This is a genomic window from Cloacibacillus evryensis DSM 19522, from assembly GCF_000585335.1.
Taxonomy (GTDB): Bacteria; Synergistota; Synergistia; order Synergistales; family Synergistaceae; genus Cloacibacillus; species Cloacibacillus evryensis.
In genome coordinates this window covers 83,176-106,849 of record NZ_KK073872.1, presented here as the reverse complement: position 1 = coordinate 106,849, position 23,674 = coordinate 83,176, and the positions used below count along the sequence as shown (strand labels likewise).

Genomic DNA, 23,674 nt, shown 5'->3' with positions numbered 1-23,674 from the left:
AATGAAACGGCGCATCCTGCTGTTCGGAGGCACCACCGAGGGGCGCGAACTGACGCGCTTCGGGCTGCCGCTCATATATTCCGTCGCCACCGCCTACGGGGCGGAGCTGGTGCGCGGCGCGGAAAATACCGAGATCGCCGTCGGCCGCATGGACGCGGCGGAGATGGAAAAGTTCATCAGGGAATCCGGGATCGCCTGCGTCATCGACGCGACTCACCCCTACGCGCGCGAGGCCCGCGAGAATATCCGCGCCGCCTGCGCCGCCTCCGGCACGCCGCTGATGCGCGTGCAGCGCAGGGAAAGCGCCGCGGACGAAGAGGTCATCCGCGTGAAAAGCGCGGAGGAGGCGGCGCGCCGCCTTGAGGAGACTACGGGCAACGCGCTGCTGACCACCGGCAGCAAGGAGCTTGAGGCCTTCGCCTGCGTGAGCGCGCGTTCGCGCCTCTTCGCAAGAGTGCTGCCGGACCCGGAAGTGATAAAGAAATGCGCCGCCTGCGGCTTCGACAGCGGCCACATCATCGCGATGCAGGGGCCCTTCAGCCTGCTCATGAACGAAGAGATGATCCGCCTCACCGGCGCGCGCTGGCTCGTCACGAAGGACGGCGGCGCCGCCGGCGGCATTGAGGAAAAGCTGGAGGCGGCGCGCAACTGCAAGGCGCGCGTCATCATGATAGAACGCCCGCGCGAGGAAGAAGAGGGCCACAGCTGCGCCGAAGCGCTGCTCTGGGCGCGCCGGATACTCGGCCTTTCGAGGCCGCCGCTCTTCCCGCTGCTGACGGACATGGAGGGCCGCCGCGCGGTGATCGCGGGCGGCGGCGGCGTAGCGGCGCGGCGGGCGGCGACGCTGGTAAAATGCGGCGCGGCGGTGACCGTCGTCAGCCCGGCGTTCGCCCCCGAATTCAGGGAGCTGAAGTGCTCGCTTCTTAAAAAAGAATGGGAGCCGGAAGACCTTGAGGGCGCGGCCCTCGCGGTGGCGGCGACTGATGACGGGACGGTCAACGCCGCCGTCGCCGCCGAAGCGAAGGCGCGCGGCATACCGGTCAGCGTCGCAGACAACGCGGCGGAATGCAGCTTTTTCTTCCCCTCGCTCGTAACGAGCGGCGAAGTTTCGGCCTCCGTATCGGCGGGAGCGCTCTCCCCGGCGCTGACGCGCCGGCTTGCGGAGCGGCTCCGTTCGGTCTGGGGCGAATGGGTAAAAGAGGAGCGCGCCGCGCTGGAGGATAAAAATGACGGATAAGAGGATAATACGCTTCGGCAGCAGAAGGAGCGCGCTCGCGCTCGCGCAGACGAAGCTCGTGATGGAGGCGGTGGCTCTCGCCGACCCGGAGCTGGAGGTCGCGCTCGTCGCGATGGATACCAGCGGCGACAGAAATATGAAGCCCTTCTCCGAGGCCTCCGATAAATTCGGCATCAAGGGGCTGTTCACCCAGGAACTTGAGGAGGCGCTGCTCTCCGGCGCGATCGACGTCGCCGTCCACAGCCTCAAAGACATGCCGATGAACGCGGACCCCGCGCTGCCGCTCGTCGCCTACTCAAAACGTGAGGACCCGCGCGACGCGCTCGTCCTGCCCGAGGGAGAGAGGGAGGTCAGGGGGGGCGTCATCGGCTGCTCCTCGGCGCGGCGGCGCGTGCAGCTCGCGGCGCTTTACCCCGGCATACGGATCGAGCCGGTGCGCGGCAACGTCAACACCCGCCTGCGCAAGCTCGGCGAGGGAGAATTTTCCGCCCTCGTGCTCGCGGCGGCGGGGCTGAAACGCCTCGGCCTGGAGGGGCGCATCGCCAGATACTTCGATACGGATGAGATGATACCCGCGCCGGGGCAGGGGATACTGGCCTGTCAGGGGCGGGCCGGAGAGGACTACTATTACCTTGACGCGGTACGCGACAGGGAGGCGGCGGCCTGCGCCGCGGCGGAGCGGGCCTTTTCCGCCGCGCTCGGCGGCGGCTGCCCCGCCCCCGTCGGGGCTTTCGCCTCGCTGGCGGGCGAAGAGATAGAGATCATCGGACTGTACGCCGACGAAAGCGGCAAAGACATCCGCCGCGGTTCGGCGCGCGGAGCCGTGAAAGAAAGCATGATAATCGCGACGAAGCTCGCACAGGAGCTTTCGAGGGGGGAAGAACTATGACGCTCAAAAAAGGACATGTGGCGCTCATCGGCGCCGGCCCGGGAGACGCCGGGCTATTCACCCTGCGCGGGCGCGAGCTGCTCGAGGCCGCCGACTGCGTCGTCTACGACCGGCTCGTCGGCGACGGCGTGCTCGCGATGATGCCGCCGGCGGCGGAAAAAATAAACGTCGGCAAGACCGGCGGCGGAGACTCCGTGCCGCAGCGTGAGATCGAAGAGATCCTCGTGCGCGAGGCGAAAAAGGGCCGGCGCGTCGCGCGGCTCAAAGGCGGCGACCCCTTCATCTTCGGCCGCGGCGGCGAGGAGATAGAGGCGCTGAACCGCGAGGGCATCCCCTTCGAGGTCGTTCCCGGCGTCACCTCGGCGCTCGGCGGACCGGCCTGCGCGGGCATCCCCGTTACGCACAGGGGCGTCGCGCGCTCCGTCCACGTGATCACGGCGCACACCAAAGAGGGCACCATCGCCCCCGTCGACTACGACGCCCTCGCGAAACTCGGCGGCACGCTCGTCTTCCTCATGGGCGCGAGCGCCGTCGCGGAGATCTGCGCCGAACTCAGGCGCGCGGGGATGGCGGAAGAGACGCGCGCGGCGGCGCTCGAAAACGCCGGCACCGCCGCGCAACGGCTGATCACGGGCACCCTAGCGACGCTCACCGCCAGATGCGCGGAGGAAAAATTGAGATCACCCGCGCTGATAATCGCAGGCGAGGTCACGGCCCTCGCGGGGGAATTCGCCTGGAAAAAATTCCTGCCGCTCGCGGGACGCAAAGTGATCGTCACACGCCCGCGCGAACGGGCGGGGCGGCTCTCCGCGATGCTCCGCGCGCGCGGCGCTGAAGTCGTCGAACTGCCTTGCATCTCCACGCGCCGCATAGAGGCGGAGCTGCCGGACTTTTCAAAGTACGGCTGGCTGGGATTCACGAGCGTGACCGGCGTCGAGGCCCTCTTTGCGCTGCTTGCGGAAAAGGGGCGCGACATCCGCGACATCGGCGCGGCGAAGATCGCGGCGATCGGTCCGGCGACCGCCGGGGCGCTGAAGGAACGCGGCCTCGTCACAAACTATATGCCCGAGGTCTACGACGGCCTCCATCTCGCGCGCGGCCTCGCGGAGATCACTTACGATACGCCCGTTTTGATGATCCGCGCGAAGGAGGGCTCGCCGGAACTGACGGCGGAGCTTGCGGCGCGGAAGATAAACTTCACCGAACTGCCGCTCTATGAGACAATATACGAGCAAACCGGGATAATACCGAGGGGCGCGGATACCGCGATCTTCACCAGCGCCTCCACGGTGCGGGGATTTAAGGCCGCGATGCCGGAGCTTGAGATAGAACGCGCCTGCTGCATCGGCGAACAGACGGCGGCGGCGGCGCGGCGCGCCGGATTCAAACGGATAATAACGGCTCAAAGGGCGACGCTGGAGAGCCTTATAGATACTTTGGAGGAGATATAAAATGATCGTACGTCCGAGAAGACTGAGAAGAAACAAAATCATCCGCGACATGGCGGCGGAGACGCGGCTCTCCCCCTCCATGCTCGTCTATCCGGTATTCATCCGCGAGGGAAAGGACATCATCGAAGAGATCCCCGCGATGCCGGGACAGAGGCGCTGCAGCCCCGACACCTTTCCGCGCATCCTCGAAGAGGTGCGGCGCGCGGGCGTGAACTCCGTGCTCCTCTTCGGCATCCCCGAGCATAAGGACGAACGCGGCAGCGAGGCCTACAACGAAAACGGCGTCATCCAGCAGGCGCTGCGCACCGGCAAAAAACACTTCCCCGAGATGTGCTTCATCGGCGACGTCTGCCTCTGCGAATACACCTCGCACGGCCACTGCGGCCTGCTCAAGGGCGAAACGGTGGACAACGACCCGACGCTCGAGCTGCTCGCGCAGACGGCGCTCTCCCAGGCGCAGGCGGGGGCCGACATCGTCGCCCCCTCCGACATGATGGACGGGCACGTCGCGGCGATCCGCGCGAAACTCGACGGCGCGGGCATGGACGACACCCTGATCTTCTCCTACGCCGTGAAATACGCCTCCGCCTTCTATGGCCCCTTCCGCGAGGCGGCGGGCTCCGCCCCCTCCTTCGGCGACCGCAAAAGCTACCAGATGGACCCGCGCAATGTGCGCGAGGGCATACGCGAGGCGCTGCTCGACATCGAAGAGGGAGCCGACATGATAATGGTAAAGCCGGGACTCCCATACCTCGACGTGCTGCGCGCGGTGAAAGAGGTGTCCGAGGTGCCCGTCGGCGCTTACTGCGTCAGCGGCGAATACTCGATGATCAAGGCCGCCGCCGAGCGCGGCTGGCTCGACGAAAAACGCGTCATCGCGGAGTCGGCCGTCTGCCTCGCGCGCGGGGGCGCGGACATCATCGTCAGCTACTTCGCCCCCGAGCTCGCGAAGATGATGAAAGAGGGGGAACTCTAATGAGCCAAAGCCAGTGTGAAAGACTCTTTGAAGAGGCCCGCCTCGTCATCCCCGGCGGCGTCAACAGCCCCGTCCGCGCCTTCAAGAGCGTCGGGCGGACGCCGGTCTTCGCCGCGCGCGGCGAGGGCGCCTGCCTGTGGGACGCCGACGGCAAAAAATACACCGACTACATCGGCTCCTGGGGGCCGCTCATCCTCGGCCACGCCTACGGCCCCGTCGTGGACGCCGTCTGCGAGGCGGTCCGCGACGGCGCGAGCTTCGGCCTGCCGACGGCGAGGGAGGTCGAAATGGCCCGCCTCATCACGGAGCTCGTCAAGGGCGTCGAGATGGTGCGCATGGTCTCCTCCGGCACCGAGGCCGTGCTTTCGGCGATCCGCGCGGCGCGCGGCTTCACGGGGCGCGAAATGATCGTGAAATTCGAGGGCTGCTACCACGGCCATTCGGACAGTATGCTCGTGAAAGCCGGCTCCGGCCTCGCGACGGCGGGGCAGCCCGACAGCGCCGGCGTGCCGGCGAAGACCGCCGCCGAGACCCTCACCTGCCGCTATAACGACCTGGAAGAGATCAAAAACATCTTCGCGGCGCACAGGGGCGAAATCGCCGCGGTGATCGTCGAGCCCGTCGGCGCGAACATGGGCGTCGTCCCGCCCGCGCCCGGCTTCCTTGAGGGACTGCGCGGGATAACGGCGGAAAACGGCGCGCTGCTGATCTTCGACGAAGTGATCACCGGCTTCCGCCTCTCGATAAACTGCGCCTCCGGCTATTACGGCGTCACGCCGGACCTCTGGACCTTCGGCAAAATAATCGGCGGCGGCCTGCCCGTCGGCGCTTACGGCGGACGCCGCGACGTCATGTCGATGGTCGCCCCCTTAGGCCCCGTCTATCAGGCGGGAACGCTCTCGGGAAACCCCGTGGCGATGGCAGCCGGCCTCGCGGCGCTGACGGCGCTGCGCGAAAACCCGCTCATCTATAAAGAACTCGCGGCCAGGGGCGAAAAACTGCGCGGCGGCCTCGACAAGATCTTCAAAAAATACAATATTCCCGCCTGCGTGCAGGGCGTCGGGTCGCTCGCGACGATATTCTTCACCGCCGGGCCGGTAAAAAGCTACGACGAGGCGAAAAAGAGCGACACCGCGCGCTACGCCCGCTTCTGGAGCGGCATGGCCGCGCGCGGCATTCTGCTCGCCCCCTCGCAGTTCGAGGCGCTCTTCCTTTGCGCGGCGCACAGCGACGAAGACATTGAATACTTCCTCGTCTGCGCCGACGAGACGGCTGGAAGCGAAGGATTCTAAAAAATGTTTGACGGCGAAGAGCGGGGCAAAGTACAGATATACACCGGCTGCGGCAAAGGCAAAAGCACCGCGGCCTTCGGCCTCGCGATGCGCGCCGCGGGCTGCGGCGGCCGGGTCTTCATCATCCAGTTTCAGAAGGGGCTGCGCTGCGGCGAGCACGAGAGCGCCGAAAAGCTCGGCATCGAACTCGCGCAGTGCCCGAAGGGGCGCGGCTCCGGCCCCTGCGCCTCGCCCTGCCCGCTGCTTGCGGCGGCGCGCGGGATATTAGAGAGGGGGGACGCCGACCTTCTGATCCTCGACGAAATAATGGCGGCGATGCGGTACGGCTGCGTCACCCGGGAAGAGGCGCTCTCCCTCCTCGACGCGCGGGGCGAAAAGACGGAACTCGTGCTGACGGGACGCGGCGCTCCCGCGGAACTTATCGAACGGGCCGACCTCGTCACCGAGATGAAAAAGATAAAGCACTACTACGACGACGGACTGCCCGCGCGGCGCGGGATAGAGTATTAGGGAAACCGGAAACGGCTGACCGAAACAACAACCGAGGTGAGAATTATGAAAAACTGCACCGGCATCATGATACAGGGGACCTCGAGCGACGCGGGCAAAAGCTTCATCACCACCGCGCTCTGCCGCATATTCTCCGATATGGGATACGCCGTCTGCCCCTTCAAATCGCAGAACATGTCCAACAACTCCTGCGTCACCCCCGACGGCCTCGAAATGGGGCGCGCGCAGGGAGTGCAGGCCGAGGCGGCGCGCGTCGAACCGCGGACCTACATGAACCCGATACTGCTCAAGCCGCGCAAAGACACCTCCTCGGAGATCGTGCTGATGGGCAAAGTATTCGACGCCCCCTGCGATAAAAACTACTACCGCACCTTCACGATGGGCAAAGGGCTCGAAACCCTGCGCGAGGCGCTCGCCCTCATCGACGAAAAATACGAGGTGATGGTCTGCGAGGGAGCGGGAAGCCCGGCGGAGGTCAACTTGAACGCCGCGGAGATCGTCAACATGCGCGTCGCGAACGAGGCCGACATCCCCGTGCTGCTCGTCGCGGACGTCGACCGCGGCGGCGCGATCGCCTCCGTCGTCGGCACCCTTGAACTGCTCGGCCGCGACCGCCGCCGCGTCAAGGGGATCATCTTCAACAAATTCCGCGGCGACCTCTCGCTCTTCGAGGACGCGGTGGCGTTCACCGAAAAAAAGACCGGCGTCAAAGTCGTCGGCGTCATGCCCTGGCTCACCGACATCGTCATCGAGGGCGAAGACATCATGAGCATCAACTGGACGAGGGGCGGAGACGGTCAAGCCGGGGAAAAACTCCGCGTCGGCGTCGTCAAATTTCCGCGCGTCTCCAACCACACCGACATCGAGGCATTTCGCTTTGAACCCGACGTCGAGATCGTCGAACTCGCCGCCCCCGCCCAGACCGCCTCGCTCGACGCCGTCATCCTGCCCGGGACGAAGAGCACCGTGCTCGACATGAAATACCTGCTCGACTCGGGCCTCGCCGACGGGATACGCCGCTTCTACCGGCATGGCGGCACAGTCTACGGCCTCTGCGGCGGCTACCAGATGATGGGCGAAGAGATAGACGACCGCTTCCTCCGCGACAACGACAAAATACCCGCGATCGAGGGGCTCGGACTGCTGCCCGCGGCCACCGCCTTCGGCGAGGAAAAGACGACCGTCCGCCGCCGCGGGCACGCGATACACCCCTGCTTCAAAGGGGAGACGCCCGTCGAAGGCTACGAGATACACTTCGGCGAGACGCGCCCGCTGCGCGACGAGCCCGGCTTCGCGCCGCTCTTCGAGCTCGACGGCAAGCCGGACGGCCTCGCCGACGGAGAACTGCGCGCCGCCGGCAGCTACCTCCACAACGCCTTCCACAACGACCTCTTCCGCGCCGAATGGCTCAACCGCCTGCGCAAAAAACGCGGCCTGCCAGAGCGCGGACCGGTCTCCACGACGGCGGCCAAAGAGGCGGCCTACGACGCCCTCGCGGCGCAGGCGCGAAAAAACCTCGACATCGACTACATCGTCAAAGAGATCATGCGCCTGACGAAGGCTCCGAAAGAGGGCGCGAAATGAGCCGCTCCGAACGTCCCCGCCTGCTGATAGCCGCGACACAGAGCGGCAGCGGCAAAACGACGATAACGAGCGGCATCATAGCGGCGCTCGCCGCGCGCGGCCTGCGCGTACACCCCTACAAAGTCGGCCCCGACTACATCGACCCCGGCTACCTGGGGCTCGCGGCGGGCGGGCGCGCCGACAACCTCGACACCTGGCTCACCGGCGAAGCGGCGATGAAAAAGATATTCCTCTCCGCCTCCGAAGAGGCCGACATCTCGATCATCGAGGGCGTCATGGGGCTCTACGACGGTGGGCGCGGCGGCGTCAGCAGCACCGCGCGGATCGCGAAAGCCCTCGGCGCGCCCGTGCTGCTCGTCATCGACGTCCGTTCGATGGGCGAAAGCGCGGCGGCGATCGCCAAAGGCTTCCGCGACTACGACCCCGAAGTGGACATTCGCGGCGTCATCATCAACCGTTACGGCTCCGAAAACCACCGCGCGATGTGCGCGGAAGCGATAGAACGCGCCGGCCTGCCCGTGCTGGGCGCGGTGCCGCGCAACAAAGAGGCGGAGGTCAAAGAACGTCACCTCGGACTGCTGCCGGTGGAAGAAAACAGCAACCGCGAGCACATCGAAAACATCAGAAAAATGATCGAGCCCGCCGTCGACCTCGAGGCGCTCCTGAAAATCGCGGCAAGCGCCCCGCCGATCGCGCCGGAGGCCGCCGCCGCGCCGCGCTCTGAAAAAAAAGTAAAGATCGCCGTCGCGCGCGACGAAGCCTTCTCCTTCTACTACCCCGAAAGCGTCGCCGTCCTTGAGGCGGCGGGGGCGGAAATAATCGGCTTCAGCCCGCTCAACGACGAAAAAATCCCCGACTGCCACGGCCTCATCTTCGGCGGCGGCTTCCCCGAGATCTTCGCCGCGCGCCTCGCGGCAAACGCCTCGATGAAAGAGTCGATCGCGCGCGCCGCGGCGGCGGACATGCCCATATACGCCGAATGCGGCGGCTTCATGTACCTCACGCGCGAAATAAAAGACTTCGACGGCGCGGCGCACAGGATGTGCGGCGTCATCCCCATGAGCTGCAAAATGAACGACAGCCTGCGCACCGTCGGCTACGTCACGGCAAAGGCGCTCTCCGACAACGTCGTCGCGAAAAAAGGCGAAGAGCTGCGCGGCCACGAATTCCACTTCTCCAGCGCCGAACCAGACGGAGAGATCCCCCGCGCCTTCCTCTTCACCAAAAACCGCACCGGAGAAAAATACCCCGGCGGCTGGGCCGACAAAAACATCCTCGGCTCCTACCTCCACCTCCACTTCGCCGGCTTCCCGAAAGCCGCCGAACTCTTCGTGGAAAAATGCAAAGAATTCCGCGATAACGCCTGACCCGCGCGGCCTGAATACGCTCACTTGCGGCCTAAGTTTTATAAAATACGTTTTACAAAACCCACGATGTACACAGTTTCGTAAAACGCACTTTACAAAACATACAAGCCGACAAATATGCGATCGAACAAAATTCGCTGACGATGGATTACATGCCGTGAACTTCTTTTAGATTCCGCCTTGTAATGCCCGGAGCGACGGGGACAAACAGCGGCTTAGCAAAGATTCTCGGCTCCCTCTTTGACCGCTGTTCATCGTTTCCCCGCCATCGAGTAAACCGGCGCTTACGAGCGCGAATCACGAAATAACCGGGGGCCTGCCGAGCGGAGGCGCACTAGAGTGCGGCGAACATTGGCAAGCCCCCGGTTATGAAGTTAGTCGCGCTTATAAACGCTCCTTAGAAGTAAAGCTCGTACTCCTGCGGAGTCGGCGCGTTATAAATATACTCCGCCTCCGCGCGCTTGGCCTTCGTCCAGAGCTCTAAGAGCTTGTCCGGGAAGGCCGGGGCGAGGTACTCCCTGTCCCTCTCCGCTCCGTCGAGCACGGCGTTGAGATTCAGCGGGAAGGTGAGCTCCTCCTTCGCGTCCTGGCTCTGATAGCCTAAGGCCACGGGGTCCAGCTTCCGGATGATGCCGTCCGCGCCCGCGAGCACCATTGCCGCGAGGAAGAAATAAAGATTGCAGGAGGCGTCGCCCGTGCGGTATTCGACGCGCGTCTCATCCTTGGGCACATAACCGGGGATACGCACCGCGGCCGCGCGCGACCCCTTGGCGAAGGTCGCGGAGACGGGGGCCTCATAGCCGTGGACCAGGCGGCGGTAGCTGTTCGTGCTCGGGCAGGCGAAGGCGAGCAGACTGCCGGAAAGGCTGTGCGAAAGCATCCCCGCTATGTAAGAGAGCCCCTCCTGCGAAAGATTGAAAAGCACGTCGCCGGGAAAAATCGACCGGCCGTCCTTTTCAAGAAACTGGTGGACATGCATACCGTTGCCCGGCATCTTGTACAACGGCTTCGGCATGAAAGTCACCGCGAGGTCCCACTCCGAAGCGACCTGGCGGATGATCCACTTGGCGAGCGACACCATATCCGCGGCGCGCGCCATATCCATGAAGTCGAGCTCTATCTCCAACTGGGAGACCGCCACCTCATGATGGTGGTACTTCACGGGAATGCCGAGCACCTCCATGAGCGCTACCGTTTCATTGCGGAAATCCATATAACTGTCGTCGGGCGGCATACGGTGGTAAGCGCCGTGCAGGCTGACACGCGGCTTGTCGCTGTAACCGTCGCCGAGCCCCTCGGAAGACTTCACGCGGTAGAAAGCCCCCTCGATGCCGCTCGCGTACTCCGCCTCCTCGAAGACATAATACTCAAGCTCGACCAGCACCTTCGCCGTGTCGGCGATATTTTTGTCGCGCAGGAACTTCTGCGCGTTCCTGATAACGTTCCTCGGATACTGGTCAAACGTCTCGCGTTCCGTGGAGACGACGTCGCAGAGCACATGCAGCATCTTATAATCGCCGCGGAGCTCGAAAAAGGCGGTCGACATGTCCGGGATCGCCACCATATCCGAATTGTTCACCTTCGCGTAGCCGTAATTCGAGGCGTCGAAGCCGATCCCTTCCTTGAGCACCTTTTCTGAAACATAGCCGTGCGGCAGCGACACGCTGCGGATATTTCCCGCAATATCGACCATCAGGAGATTTAGAAAATCCGCCTCTTCCACGTGACCGTTGTACCGTTCCAGTTGCATTGTTATCCCTCCAGAAAATTTTTTGTTTACTATCGGTTCAAATATTTGTTTGTCAGCTATGGGCTCGGTTAGTCTACCATGAAAAACCCCGAAATCAAAGAGCGGCTTTTTTATTTCCGGCGAAAATATCCGCGCCGGATTCAAAAAATTTTTGCCTCCCACGCAACGCAAGTACATTGCAATAACAGCCCTAAAGGGATATAATCACACCTATACGGCGGTCAGCCGTGATTCGTAAAATTTGAAGGAGCGAATATTATGAAGAAATTATCGTTTTTAGCGCTGATTTGCGCCGTAGTCCTCGCGGCGGCGCCAGCCTTCGCGGCGACGGAACTCTCCGTCTTCGCGGCGGCCTCGATGACGGAATCGATGAATCAGATCGCGCAGATGTACCAGAAGGTCGATCCCAACGTCAAGATCGTCTACAACTTCGACTCGAGCGGCACGCTCAAGACACAGATCGAGCAGGGCGCCGAGTGCGACATCTTCATCTCCGCCGGACAGAAGCAGATGAACGCGATCAACGATAAGTTCGTAATGCCCGGCACGCGCTTCAACATCGTCGCCAACAAGGTCGTCCTCATCGTCCCGAAAGGCAAGAACGCGACGAACATCCGCAGCTTCGGCGACGTCGTCACCGATAAAGTGAAGCTCATCGCCCTCGGCAACTCGGACGTCCCCGTCGGACAGTATTCCGAAGAGATCTTCAAGAATATGGGTATCTGGGACAGGCTGAAGTCAGAAAACAAGATCACCTTCGCCAGCAACGTCAAGGAAGTCCTTGCGCAGACGGCGGCGGCGGCGGTCAACTGCGGCATCGTCTACAGCACAGACGCGGCGACATCTAACGCCGTCGAAGTGGTGGCCTCCGCTCCGAAAGACACGCACAAGCCGATAGTTTACCCCGCGGCGATAATGAAAAACACCAAGCAGAAAGCGGCCGCCGAGGCATTCGTGAAATTCCTCAAGGGCGACGCCTGCTCCGACGTCTTTAAAAAGATAGGATTTGCAATCCCGGAGAAGTAATATTCAGGCAAATAGAACTTCTCCTCTCTCCTCGTGTGAAGGGGCCGAACGCATCGGCCCCTTTTTTAAATCTGCTTTGGCCCCCTCACAGACAGGGAGCCGGCGCGACGCTCTTTCGTTTTGTGCGGGCCGTTTAAATCCGGCGAAGCCGGCGGGGGAGTTATTGGCTTTGATCCGGTTGGCTTTTTTCAACAACGGCCTTATAATGAAAACGGCGTTTCCGCCGCAGGGAGTGACGGACTTTGGATTGGTTTCCTTTATATAACTCGCTAAGAATCGCGGGCATCTCCACCTTTTTAACATTCTTCACCGGCATTTGCGCCGCCTATTACATCTCCAAGACCTCGAAACTCACCAAGGGCGTCCTCGACTGCCTGCTCACGCTCCCGATGGTCCTGCCGCCGACCGTCGTCGGCTTCTTTCTGCTGAAGACGATCGGGCCGCTCGGCCCCATCGGTTCGGTCGTCCTGGAACTATTCGGCTTCCGCCTTACGATGACCTGGTATTCGGCGATCTTCGCGACGGCGATCGTCACCTTTCCGCTGATGTACCGCACCGTCCGCGGGGCCTTTGACGGCTTCGACCACAACCTCACCTACAGCGCCCAGACGCTCGGCCTTTCAAACACATACATCTTCTGGCACATCATGGTGCCGAACTGCAAAGACGGCATCCTCGCGGCGACCGTGCTCGCCTTCGCGCGCGCCCTCGGCGAATACGGAGCGACGACGATGGTCACCGGCTACATTCCCGGACGCACGGCGACGATCTCGACGACCGTCTACCAGCTTTGGCGCGAGGGCAACGACGCGGCGGCCTACAAATGGGTGATGGTCAACCTGGCGATCTCCTTCATCGTGCTCGTAGCGGTAAACATGCTCGAAAACAGCTACAGACAGCCGAAGGGCCGGGCCGTGAACCACACGCTCAGCGAAGAATTCGAGCGGAAGTAGGGGAAAAACATGTCCGCGACAGTCAACTTTAAAAAACAACTCGGAAGCTTCTCGCTCGAAGTGGATTTTGAGGCCGGCAACGAAGTGCTCGCGCTGCTCGGCGGCTCCGGCTGCGGCAAAAGCATGACGCTCAAATGCATCGCCGGCATCGTAACGCCCGACGAGGGACAGATAATCGTCGACGGCGTCACCTTCTTCGACTCAAAAAAAGGGATAAACCTCAAACCGCAGCAGCGCCGCACGGGGCTGCTCTTCCAGAACTATGCGCTCTTCCCCAACATGACGACGCGGCAAAACATCATGACCGTATTCGAACACGGCGCGGGACGCAGCGCGAACAAAGAAGAACGCTATCAGGAGATCGCGCGGCGCTTCTTCATCACGGGGCTGGAAGACCACTACCCCTCCCAGCTCTCGGGCGGCCAGCAGCAGCGCGTGGCCCTGGCGCGCATCATGGCCAGCGACCCGGCGGTGATCATGCTCGACGAACCGCTCTCGGCGCTCGACAGCTTCCTCCACTGGCAGCTTGAACTGAAACTCTCGCGGATACTGCGCGAATACTCCGGCACCACGCTCTACGTCTCGCACAACCGCGACGAAGTCTACAGGCTCTGCGACCGCGTCTGCGTGATAAACCAGGGCCGCTCGGAACCCGTCAAAACCGTCGCCGAATTCTTCGACGCGCCGCCGACGCTCGCGGCGGCGATCCTTTCCGGCTGCAAAAACTTCTCGCGCATCGACATCATCGACAGCCTCCGCCTGCGCGCGCGCGACTGGAACATGACCTTCGCCTGCGCCCGCCCGATACCGGACGGCGCACGCTACGTCGGGGTACGTGCCCACTACCTGATCCCCGTCCCCGAAAACGAACGCGATGAAAACACGATCAAGGCGGAGATCCTCGAAGTCCGCGACGACGTCTTCACGGCGATCATCACCGTGCGCCCGAACGAGACCGAATCGGAGAGCAACTTCGCCGTGATACGCATAGAACTCTCAAAAGAGCTCGCGGAAAAATACCATACCGGCGAAACCATCTACCTGAAAGTCTCCCCCGCCGACGTAATGCCCCTGCTGGCATAAACGCCGCGCCCCGCGCTCGCCCTTGGGCCCGGTGGCTTATTAAGACCTTTGGCTCCCTCTCCGATAAGCAGGGAGCCAAAACGATGTTTTTTCGTTTTGTGCGAATCGCTTAGCTCCCAGCTGCAGGCGGGTGGAGGATCGTTGACCTTGGGTTTTGTGTTTTACTCTTTTAAAGGCTCCCTCCCCGAGGCGGCCAGAGAGCCAAATCAGTGTTTTTCTGATTTGTGCGAATCGGCTGGTAGTTACACCAGGGCTGGCTCGGCGGCGTTTTTCCTCCGAGACTGGAGGAGGGTTGACTTTGGGTTTTGGGTTCTGCTTTTTAAAAGGCTCCCTCTCCGATAAGCAGGGAGCCAAAACGATGTTTTTTCGTTTTGTGCGAATCGCTTAGCTCCCAGCCGCAGGCGGGTGGAGGAGTGTTGACCTTGGATTTTGTTTTGCTCTTTTAAAGGCTCCCTCTCCGAGGGGGCTCCGGCGAAGCCGGTGGAGGAGTGTTGACCTTGGGTTTTGTTTTGATATAGGCTTTTGCTTCCAGCCGCGCCCTTTCCTTCCTTCGCGCCCTTTCCCGTTGCTTTCGTTTTATGGTATCTTACTCACTGTCACACCGTTCCGCTGCCGATAAAAGGGAGGCTCTGCTATTATGTCTTTACGATATGGGAAGGATATCATACCGCTTGCTAAACGGCTTCGACGTAATATGACGCCGGAGGAGCGGCGGTTGTGGTATGAGTTTTTATCCAGATATCCGGCAAAGTTTCAGAGGCAGAAGACGATAGACCGGTATATCGCCGATTTTTATTGTTTCAGTGCGGCGCTCGTGGTGGAGGTCGATGGCGGACAGCATTACACCGATGAGGGCGAGGAGTACGACAGGCTGAGGAGCGAGTGTTTTCATAAACTCGGACTCGCTGTGCTGCGTTTTTCCAATTTCGATGTAAAACGTTGTTTTAACGAGGTCTGTATAGCGATAGATAAGGCGGTAACGGCACGGGTAGAGGGCGATCTGCCGGAACCCGAAGGCTTTTTAAGGGAATGATCAAGGAAAAAAGAAAAGGCGATGACTTGGGGTTCCGTGTTTTGCTCTTTTGAAGGCTCCCTCCCCGAGGCGGCCAGAGAGCCAAATCAGTGTTTTTCTGATTTGTGCGAATCGGCTGGTAGTTACACCAGGACTGGCTCGGCGGCGCTTTTCCGCCGAGACTGGAGGAGTGTTGACTTTGGGTTTTGTTTTGATTCTGGCCTTATCCTCTTCCGCCCCTTCCGCGGCTTGCGCCGCGGGCACTGTTTAGCGCGGAAAACCGCGCCAAACAGTACAACACTCCTTCCGACCCGGCGCAAAAATCGCGCCGGCCCACCTCCCTCGGCGAGGGAGGCTTTAAAAGCGTAAATCGCGGTTTATCTTTCCCTACAATCGCGTAAATCGGCGTTTAGACGTGCCGGATGCTAAATAACTTGCCCTCTGAGTACCGGAGCCGTATTGGTCATACGGCGAGGACACTCAGAGGGCAAGTTATGACGCAGACGGCGCGTATAAACGCCGATTTACGCCGATTTACTACCGCTTCCCGCGCCTCACCGCCATCGGAATCAGCACCAGCGCCAGCGCTCCGGCTCCGGCGTTGCAGCCGCCGCCGCTGCCGCCGGTCGGGGTCGGCGATACGGGGGGTTCCGCCTGTTTGATTATCGCGATCGGGTCTATGACTTTGCCGTCCGTCTGGCCGCCGAGGTCGTATTCCCCTCCGTCAAGGACGAAGGCCGTCAGCGTGTAGGTCGCCGCCGCGTCTATCGCTCCCGTCACTATTTCGTTGTTCGCGTCGTAAAGCGCCACCGTCTTGTCCGCTATGGCCTCCGCCGCGGTGACGACCGTGAATGCTTTGCCGCCGCCGTCCGTGAAGATTTTGAGGACGCGGATCTCGCCGACGCCGTCAACTTTGCCGAATACGTCCCCGCTCACCTTGAAGCCGAGCGCGTGGATCATGCCCGCCTCGTCGGCGCTGCTCACCGTCACCGGCAGCGAGATCACGCTGTCTTTGGAGACGGTGTCCGGGTCGTTGGCGATCACTTCTCCCGCCGCCTTGTCCGCGAGCCCGCCGGCCACCGTGAGGCTGCCGTTTTCCGTCACAGCCGCGTCTTCCGCTTTAAGGCCGATCTCATTCATAACGTCTTCCTGTTTGACGGGGTCCGTCACATATCCCGGCGTTACGGGGACGACGTTTTCGTTCGGCGTGACGACCTCCGGCTTCACCGCCTCCGGCCCCGCCGGCGTGCCCGCCGGGTCGTCGGCGGCGCTCTTCCTCACCGTTACGGCGCACTCCGCTTTGGCTCCGCTGCCGTCGTTCGCCGCGGCGGTGATCGTCGCTTTGCCCGCCGCTTTCGCCGTTACCGTGCCGTCCGCCGCGACTTCGGCGACGTTCCCGTCGCTCGTCGTCCAGGTCCAGAGGGCGTAGTTGGCGTAGGCTTCGGCGGGCGCGGCCTTCGCGGTCAGTTTATAACTGCCGCCGACGGCGAGCGCGAGCGTCGTCTTGTCCAGCGTCACGCTCTCCGCTTTGATCTTTTCAAAGAGCGCCGTTATCTTCCACTCGCCGCCCCAGGTCACATCCGCTGAGATCATCTTTACGTCCCGCGAGAGCGTCTGCGTTTCGTCGGAGAGCGTCACATGGTAGCCGCCCGGCACAATGAGCGTCACGCTCTGCTCGTCGCCTCTGATGTCGGCGGAGCTGTCGGCCTCGTGCTGTGCCGCGTCGCCGCTGACGGTCCATCTGGCGTATTCAATGTCGTTGCTTTCGATGTCGCCGGAGGCCGTCACGCTCACCTCGGCATAGTTCGGCTCCTTCGCCGCGAAGGCGAGGCAGAGGTCATATCTGTCGTCCTCCGCTCCGTCCTGGACGATGAAGTAGTTGTCCTTCTCGTTGGTCCTCTGGTCGGGACTGCTGACTTTGAGCGGCTGCACCCACCTCGCGCCCGCCGCCTTGTCTGCCTCCGCGTCGCCGGAGACGCCGCCCTTCATATCGAAGAGCATGACGCGCGTCTGCACCGTATAGCCGGCGTCGTTGCCGCCGCTGACGGTGATATAAGCCGCGAGGTCTCCGCTTGCCGCGTCCGCCAGGCTGCGCGCGCTGACCTTGCCGTCCTCGGAGACTACCGCGAAGAGGTTCACCTTCGACAGCAGATTACCCGCGGAGAGGCCCTCTTTCACTTCGTCGGGCAGCGCCGCGATGTCGGCGGAGCCGATCGTGAAGTGCGCCTCTATCGGCAGATAGTCGCTCGCGTCCGGCGCTTCGTTCCCGCCGTCCTTGAAGAGGCTGACGAGGAAGCGCCATACCTTCGCGAAGAGCGTTCCGCCCTCGTCCGCGCGCGAGGCGACGGTGTTCTGCACCTCAACGAGGCGCACCCTGTCTTCCGAGGCCGCGCCGAGCCCCCAGTATTCCGTTACGGCGGCCTTTATCTGCTCCGCGCTGAAAAGGTCTTCGGAGGTGACGACGTCCGCGCTCGTCGCGCCTATCGGCTTCGCGTCGGCGCTTATGCCGCCCGGCAGATTCGCCGCGGCGCCAAGGCCCTTCATCGCGTCGTAGATCGCGAAGTCCTCGCTCGTGCCGACGATGTCCAGTATGCCGCTCCCGCTTTCGCCGCCGGCGCCGTCGGTGCGGTTGGCGGGCGTCACGGGCGGCTTCGGCGTTTCGCCTACGGGCGTGCTTACAGCCGCCGTCAGCGTCTTTGTCTCGCCGGACGTTTTACCGGCGATCGTCGCCGTTATAGTTGAAGACGCGCCAAACGAAACATTACCCGCCGTCACCGTGGCGGAAAGCCCGTCCGCCGTTATGCTGTAGTCTGTGCCTGTAGTAAGGCTCCACGCAATATCTCTGCTCTCGATGTCCGCCGAAGTATAGCCGTTCGGAAGGACAAGGCTGAACTGGGCGCTTGCGCCCCTGCGGATGACGCGCGATCTCTCGCTGATGTCGAGCGACGCCACGGGGATCGCAACTTTCAGCGTTTTTGTTACTCCGCTGAACTCGCTGAACTCTACGGGCTTGCCGTTCGCCTGCGTTCCCTTCGTCGATTCCGCCTTTACCGTTGAACTGCCGGTTTTCAGCGCGTACAGCGCGCCGTTGTCAACGGAAATTACGTCCGAAGCGACGCTTGTGATGTTGAAAGCGGCCGCGTATCTGTCGGGCGAGGCCGTTCCCGTCAGGTGCGCCGCGAGCGAGAATACATTGTCGATGTCGGACGACGTGCCGAGAATGAGCTCTTCCGGCGCGTCGGCCTTGACGTAGGCGTCGGCGCTTGCTATCTCATAGGCGTAAGCCCCTATCTCCGCGTGCGCCTTGTCGAACGATACGCCGCGCGCGTCGGTGAGCGGGGTCTTGAAGCCGCCGCTGATTACCGTGCCGGGCGTGACGCCCGCGCGGAAGGCCGAGCCGCCCGCGGAGACCGCGATCGTCGGCACGGGGCCGCCGTTGTCGTCGGGCGAGGCGGTGAGCAGGAGCGCGTCGGCGGTCGTGCAGTCCCTTGAAGTTACTACGCTGTCTGCTTCGATGCCGCCCGCGTCGAAGCGGCAGTTGACGAGCTCGCCTTGGTTCGGCGCGTAGACGTCTTTGCCCGATGTCGCCGTGTTGCCGGCGAAGAGCGTGTTGTATATCTTGAATCCCGCCGGCGGGTTGGCGATCGCGCCGCCAGCGCCGCCTTCAGTTCCCGCGCTGTTGCCGCTGAATGTGCAGTTGGCCAGCAGCAGTTCGCCGCTGCTGTCTACAAACGAGACAGCGCCGCCGTTACTTTCCGCGCTGTTGCCGCTGAATGTGCAGTTCTCCGCCCGCAGTGCGCAGATCCCCCCTTGCATATAGACCGCGCCGCCTGCAGTGCCGGTCTTGTTGCCGGTGAGGGTGCTGTCTTTCAGCGTAACGGCGCCGGACCAACAATCAATACCGCTGCGGCCGTTGGCGGCTATGAGGGAAGATTCGATCTCGAGGCGCGAAGAGTATGCATAGAAGCCTCTCTCTGTGTTGCCCTCGACGCGGCAGCCGCTTATTCTTACTTCGGCGTTCACAAGATAGAGGCCGCTTGCACCGCCGCTGACGGTGAAGCCGTCGACGACCGCGCCTTTGACCTCTGTACCGGCAAGCACGGAGGACGTTTCGTTCTCCGCCAGCTTGCAGCTGAGCGTGCTCACGTTCCCCGCCGCGCGCCCGTCGACGCTCCTCTCCGTGCCGGCGAAGCCGCCGTAGAGCCTGACGTTCGAGGTCAGCGCGAAGTAGTATCCGCTATCGTCATCTGCCGTCGGCCTGTAGTCGCCGCTCGCCACCCAGAACTCATAGCCGTATTCGTCGGCGGCGTAGAATGCGTCGGCGCCCGGAACCACCTCGCCGTTTATCTGCCTCAGCCGGTCGGCGAAGTCAGCGCTTGTCAGCGCCGTACCCCATGTCGCGCCGTCGCCGCTCTTGCCGTCCGCGCCGCCGTTTTGCTTGACGTGCAGCACCTTCGGCGTCTTCACGGCGAAGGCGAGGCAGAGGTCGTATCTGTCGTCCGCCGCGCCGTCCTCGACGAGGAAGTAGTTGCCGCTTGCGCGCGTCTTAGCGTCGTCCGAGAGCGTCACGGGCATGACGAACTCTTTGCCCGCGCCCACCGTCACCGCGCCCGCCTTGTTGAAGAGCAGCACGCGCGTCTTGATCGTGTAGGTGAAGTGATCGATATTGCTGGTGGTGTCCGTCGTCCCCGCGCGCTCGACGGTGATGTATTTCGTCACGTCGCCGCTGACGATGTCGTAGAGGCTGCGCGCCTCGACGGCGTCGCCGCTCCTGACGACGACGAAGGGGTTGACCTCCCTGATAAACTCCGTCATGTCGTCGGAGGTGAACTTATAGTCTTGTTCAGAGTTCTTTTGCCAACCGAACCTATACGCGAGATGGCCCGGAAGCTGGTCTTCGCTGATGACGAAGTTCGTCTGCAAAGGCAGATAGTCGTCGGCGTGCTCGTCGGCATTACCGCCGAAGAAGCTCGTGAGGAAGCGCCAGAACTTCGCGAAGAGCGTATCGCCCTCTCCCGCGCGCGAGGCGACGGTGTTGTTCACCTGGACGAGGCGCACCTTGTAGGGCGAATCGCCCTCCGCCTCCGCGTCTATGCTGAGATAGCGCGCCACCGCGCCGCGGATGTCGGCGCTTGTGTAGATATCCGCGCTCGTCGTCACGTCCACGCTCGACGCGTCGATCGGCTTCGCGGTCGGGTCGATGTTCGCGGGGAGCTTCTGGTCGGCCGAGAGCAGACCAAGCGCGTCGTAGATCGCGATGCTCTCCCTCGCGTCGGAGGAGACGGCGATCACGCCGGAGCCGTAACCGTTCGCGTCGGGGGTGTCCGTCATGCGCTCTTCCGTCACGTCGCCGTGCGCGGCGAGCACCGTCACCGGCAGGGAGCCGCTGACGGTGCCGAAGGAGGCTGTCAACGTCGTTTTGCCTCTGGCGACGCCGGAAGCGACGCCGTCCGCGACTGTGGCAACGCCTGTATTGACGCTAGTCCACACCGCCGCGCGGCCCGCGTTCGTATCGCGGACGTCCGTCGAGACGAGCTTCGCCTCCGCGTAGGGCGCGAGGTCCGCCGAAGCGCCCGCGGCCAGTTCAAGGCTGCCGCTGACGGAGAAGCCCTCCGCCTTCCAGGCGTAAGCGCCGATGTCGGCGCTGGTCACGTCAAACGATACGCCGCGCGCGTCGGCGGCGGGAACGGTGACGCTGACGCCGCCGATCTCATGCGCGCCCGGCGCGAGGCCGTTGCGGTATGCCGAGCCGCCCGCCGAGACCGCCATCGTCGGCACGGGGCCGCCGTTGTCGTCGGGCGAGGCGGTGAGGAACTTCGGGTCGCCGGTGAAGATGTCGGAAGAGGTGATCGCGCCGTCTCCGCCCGCGCCGCCCTCTTTTATCACGCAATGTTGGAGTGTGGCCGTAGCGCTGCTAATCTCCGTGTGTATATCGGGGTTGCCTGCTTTACTGCTGTTGTTGCGGAATACAGAGTTGACCACCGCTAACTTATCTCTCGCGGAAATGGCCCCGCCGAATGCCTTGGGAGCCTTGTTGTCGCTGAATGTGCAGTTGGCTATCGACAGCTCTATATACGACCAAATCGCGCCGCCGTTAACGTCCGTGCTGTTGCCGCTGAAGGTGGTGTTTATGATACTGAGGGGTTTCTCCGTAAATAAACCGCCGCCGCCTGCCTTTGCGGAATTACCGATGAAGGAACAGTCCTTTATCGACGATAGAATCGTTGGATCTCCGTCGTCCCATTCAACAAGGCCGATTCCGCCGCCGCCTACCCCACTGGCATAGGTATTGTCTTTAAATACGCAGCCCTCGGCGATGATGCTGGAATCCTGCCCATAGATGCCGCCGCCAACGTTGTTTGTCACGGCGCAGTTTTTAATATATGGCGCGCTGAACTCCATATACAGAGCGCCGCCGGCGGCAGTGCCGCTGTTATTGGAAAAATCGCAGTTGATAATGGCGGGGTTTGACTTTTCAAGAAACATACCGCCTCCGGCAAAAGCATTATTGTCAGAAAACACGCAGTTGGCAATGGCGGGGTTGGATGATGAGATGAAAATTCCACCTCCGTAATAATTCCCATCACTTTGTACTGTCCCCTTGCCGCCCGTGATCGTGAAACCGTCGAGCACGGTGTCCGCCGACGTCGCGTCCTCGCCGCCGGTGACGATGCTGATGGACGCGCCAGTCGCCGCCGTCAGCGTGGTGACGTTCTTCGCGATCTCGCGCGCGTCGATATCCGTCTCCGTCCCCGCGAAGCCGCCGTAGAGCTTGACGCCCTTCGACAGATACAGCGTCTCCTTCTGCGCGTATATGCCCGCGGCGACGCGGAACTCATAGGCCGTGCCGCTGTTTTGCCTGTTTATCCATTTGAGCATCGCGCTGAAATCCGCGCCGCCCATCGCGTTCGCCCACGATGAGCCGTCCTTCTCGCCCGTGCCGTTGGGCGTGACGTATACGACCGGCAGATATGGCCAGCCCTCGCCGACGCGCAGCGTCATATTTTCCGTGGTGTAGGGCGTCACGTCGCCGCTTGCGAGCTGCAGCGGGGTGAAGGTCGCCGTCGCGCTGACCCGATAGTCGCCGCTGGTCGTCATCGTCGCGGCGACGGATTTGTTGACGTCCGCGCTGAGCGTGAGGCCTATATCCGGCGAGACGTCATAGCTGACCGCCGTCACCGCGCCCGCCTTTACGCCGGGCCAGCTGCGGAAGAGCCTCTTCGTCTTGCCCGCCGGTATAGCGGAGGCAAAGGGGTCCGGCGCGTAGGTGGCGATGAAGCCGCCGTAATTGTCCGCCGAGGCGGCCATCGCCGCGGTGAATTTCCCCTCATCGTCGTCGTCGCCCGCCGCCTTGAGGCCGGCGTTCACGGAGCCGCTCTCGTACCAGAGGCAGTTGGAGAGAGTGGCGTACCGAGATTGGCTTCCATCGGATCCTGTAAAAAAGGCCCCGCCTACTATCGCGCCCCTACTCCCACCGCCGCTCACGCCTCCCACGGAGGCGCAGGAGGTGACGGTGGAATCCCCAGCAAAGTGGTTCCCCAATATGCCTCCGGCATAGCCGCCGCCGTAGACCCGCCCCATGTTCGTGCAGAACTCCGCGCTTATATTGGAGTAATACCCGACGATGCCGCCGGCGTTGGCACCGGCGTTCTCCGCCCTGACGTCGCCGCGGTTCAGGCAGTTCACAACACCCCCGCCGCTGCCGTAGCCGACTATGCCGCCGATGCCGCTGTTCCCACTGCCGCCGCCCGTGACCGCGCCGGCGTTCGCGCAGTCACGGGCGATGGCGTTGTTAAGTGCGCCGGCGATGCCGCCGATGTTATTTTCTCTACCCGAGACCCTGCCGCCGTTGACGCAGCCGGAGATGTCTACGGGATCATAAATACTGCATTCGACGCTGCCGGCGATGCCGCCGACATTGGAACCGCCGCTGACGGCGGCATCGCTCACGCAGTTGGTTATCGTGCTCTGATTAGCGCATCCCGCGACCGCACCGACGTTGCCCCCGGTCGTTGTGACGGAGCCGGAGACGGAGAGGTCCTTGACCGTCGCGTTAAAGATATAGCCGAAGAGGCCCCGGTAGTCTTCGCTCCCGTCGATATAAAGCCCCGTCACCGCGTGGCCGCCGCCGTCGAAGGTTCCCTGGAAGACGTAGGTCTCGTTGCCGATCGGCGTCCACGGCACTCCGCCGAGGTCGATGTCGGCGGAGAGGTGGAAGGTCTTGCCGTATAAATTAGGATTATAGCTGTCATTGAAGAGCTGCGCCAGCCCCGCGAGGTCCGCCGAGGTGGAGATGTAAAATTCCCGGGCGTGGGGGTTGCTTTCATACCACGCCGTGTCCGGCGTGATCGCCGCCGACGAGGGGCGCATCAGCAGCCAGCTTCCCAGCGCCGCCGCGCAGATAAGCGCGAGCAGCGGCAGGCAGAAGCGCTTCGCGCCGCCGCCGCCCTCCCGGGGCGAAAGCCCCAATTGTTGAATGATCTGCCTGATGAATCGCATTTATAATATCCTCCCTTTGCTTAATTACGATGATTCCGTCCGCGG

General features: G+C 62.6%; 14 protein-coding genes. 12 read left to right on the top strand and 2 right to left on the bottom strand.

Going from position 1 to position 23,674, the window contains the following annotated elements; translation table 11 throughout:
- The first annotated feature begins 1 nt into the window (after nt 1).
- From cobK to CLOEV_RS00395, 8 genes are read left to right on the top strand one after another with little or no spacing between them, the layout of a single operon-like run.
- Complete coding sequence (cobK, locus tag CLOEV_RS00430; protein WP_034441268.1) at nt 2-1,237, top strand: precorrin-6A reductase; 1,236 nt, start codon at nt 2-4, stop codon at nt 1,235-1,237.
- The gene (gene hemC / locus CLOEV_RS00425; RefSeq protein ID WP_034441265.1) at nt 1,227-2,126 is read left to right on the top strand and encodes a hydroxymethylbilane synthase; all 900 of its coding nucleotides are present in this window, start codon (nt 1,227-1,229) and stop codon (nt 2,124-2,126) included. Before cobK ends, hemC begins: the two co-directional genes overlap by 11 nt.
- Complete coding sequence (gene cobA / locus CLOEV_RS00420) at nt 2,123-3,577, top strand: uroporphyrinogen-III C-methyltransferase (RefSeq protein ID WP_008709846.1); 1,455 nt, start codon at nt 2,123-2,125, stop codon at nt 3,575-3,577. The genes hemC and cobA overlap by 4 nt, the downstream gene beginning before the upstream one ends.
- Nucleotide 3,578: 1 nt before the next feature.
- Nucleotides 3,579-4,553, top strand: a complete 975-nt coding sequence (gene hemB / locus CLOEV_RS00415) for a porphobilinogen synthase (RefSeq protein ID WP_008709844.1) — start codon at nt 3,579-3,581, stop codon at nt 4,551-4,553.
- Nucleotides 4,553-5,845, top strand: a complete 1,293-nt coding sequence (gene hemL, locus CLOEV_RS00410; RefSeq protein WP_034441263.1) for a glutamate-1-semialdehyde 2,1-aminomutase — start codon at nt 4,553-4,555, stop codon at nt 5,843-5,845. The genes hemB and hemL overlap by 1 nt, the downstream gene beginning before the upstream one ends.
- Nucleotides 5,846-5,848: 3 nt before the next feature.
- A complete protein-coding gene (locus tag CLOEV_RS00405; protein ID WP_034441261.1) occupies nt 5,849-6,355 on the top strand; it encodes a cob(I)yrinic acid a,c-diamide adenosyltransferase in 507 nt (168 codons plus the stop codon).
- A 45-nt stretch (nt 6,356-6,400) separates the two neighbouring features.
- Nucleotides 6,401-7,939 (top strand): cobyric acid synthase, encoded by a 1,539-nt coding sequence (locus CLOEV_RS00400; protein ID WP_034441259.1) that lies wholly within the window; start codon nt 6,401-6,403, stop codon nt 7,937-7,939.
- Nucleotides 7,936-9,306 (top strand): cobyrinic acid a,c-diamide synthase CobB, encoded by a 1,371-nt coding sequence (locus CLOEV_RS00395; RefSeq protein ID WP_034441257.1) that lies wholly within the window; start codon nt 7,936-7,938, stop codon nt 9,304-9,306. Before CLOEV_RS00400 ends, CLOEV_RS00395 begins: the two co-directional genes overlap by 4 nt.
- Nucleotides 9,307-9,703: 397 nt before the next feature.
- Here the strand turns inward: CLOEV_RS00395 and CLOEV_RS00390 are convergent, their stop codons facing one another.
- Complete coding sequence (locus CLOEV_RS00390; protein ID WP_034444945.1) at nt 9,704-11,056, bottom strand: glutamine synthetase family protein; 1,353 nt, start codon at nt 11,054-11,056, stop codon at nt 9,704-9,706.
- 258 nt (nt 11,057-11,314) lie between these two features.
- Between CLOEV_RS00390 and modA the strand changes: the two genes are divergently transcribed.
- The 4 genes from modA (at nt 11,315) to CLOEV_RS00370 (ending at nt 15,151) form a co-directional block, all read left to right on the top strand.
- Complete coding sequence (gene modA / locus CLOEV_RS00385; protein WP_008709834.1) at nt 11,315-12,082, top strand: molybdate ABC transporter substrate-binding protein; 768 nt, start codon at nt 11,315-11,317, stop codon at nt 12,080-12,082.
- A gap of 242 nt (nt 12,083-12,324) precedes the next feature.
- Nucleotides 12,325-13,035, top strand: a complete 711-nt coding sequence (gene modB, locus CLOEV_RS00380; RefSeq protein WP_008709832.1) for a molybdate ABC transporter permease subunit — start codon at nt 12,325-12,327, stop codon at nt 13,033-13,035.
- Between the two features lie 9 nt (nt 13,036-13,044).
- Nucleotides 13,045-14,118, top strand: a complete 1,074-nt coding sequence (locus CLOEV_RS00375; protein WP_008709830.1) for a sulfate/molybdate ABC transporter ATP-binding protein — start codon at nt 13,045-13,047, stop codon at nt 14,116-14,118.
- Between the two features lie 637 nt (nt 14,119-14,755).
- Nucleotides 14,756-15,151 (top strand): endonuclease domain-containing protein, encoded by a 396-nt coding sequence (locus CLOEV_RS00370; protein WP_034441254.1) that lies wholly within the window; start codon nt 14,756-14,758, stop codon nt 15,149-15,151.
- A 516-nt stretch (nt 15,152-15,667) separates the two neighbouring features.
- On the opposite strand, the gene CLOEV_RS00365 is transcribed toward CLOEV_RS00370, so the two are convergent.
- Nucleotides 15,668-23,629 carry an Ig-like domain-containing protein gene (locus CLOEV_RS00365; protein WP_034441251.1) on the bottom strand — a complete coding sequence of 2,654 codons (7,962 nt, stop codon included), beginning with the start codon at nt 23,627-23,629 and terminating at the stop codon, nt 15,668-15,670.
- Nucleotides 23,630-23,674: the final 45 nt, after the last annotated feature.

Coding starts and splice junctions, on each gene's coding strand:
- cobK (WP_034441268.1), top strand. CDS start 2: ATGAAACGGCGCATCCTGCTGTTCGGAGGCACCACCGAGGGGCGCGAA.
- hemC (WP_034441265.1), top strand. CDS start 1,227: ATGACGGATAAGAGGATAATACGCTTCGGCAGCAGAAGGAGCGCGCTC.
- cobA (WP_008709846.1), top strand. CDS start 2,123: ATGACGCTCAAAAAAGGACATGTGGCGCTCATCGGCGCCGGCCCGGGA.
- hemB (WP_008709844.1), top strand. CDS start 3,579: ATGATCGTACGTCCGAGAAGACTGAGAAGAAACAAAATCATCCGCGAC.
- hemL (WP_034441263.1), top strand. CDS start 4,553: ATGAGCCAAAGCCAGTGTGAAAGACTCTTTGAAGAGGCCCGCCTCGTC.
- CLOEV_RS00405 (WP_034441261.1), top strand. CDS start 5,849: ATGTTTGACGGCGAAGAGCGGGGCAAAGTACAGATATACACCGGCTGC.
- CLOEV_RS00400 (WP_034441259.1), top strand. CDS start 6,401: ATGAAAAACTGCACCGGCATCATGATACAGGGGACCTCGAGCGACGCG.
- CLOEV_RS00395 (WP_034441257.1), top strand. CDS start 7,936: ATGAGCCGCTCCGAACGTCCCCGCCTGCTGATAGCCGCGACACAGAGC.
- CLOEV_RS00390 (WP_034444945.1), bottom strand. CDS start 11,056: ATGCAACTGGAACGGTACAACGGTCACGTGGAAGAGGCGGATTTTCTA.
- modA (WP_008709834.1), top strand. CDS start 11,315: ATGAAGAAATTATCGTTTTTAGCGCTGATTTGCGCCGTAGTCCTCGCG.
- CLOEV_RS00375 (WP_008709830.1), top strand. CDS start 13,045: ATGTCCGCGACAGTCAACTTTAAAAAACAACTCGGAAGCTTCTCGCTC.
- CLOEV_RS00370 (WP_034441254.1), top strand. CDS start 14,756: ATGTCTTTACGATATGGGAAGGATATCATACCGCTTGCTAAACGGCTT.
- CLOEV_RS00365 (WP_034441251.1), bottom strand. CDS start 23,629: ATGCGATTCATCAGGCAGATCATTCAACAATTGGGGCTTTCGCCCCGG.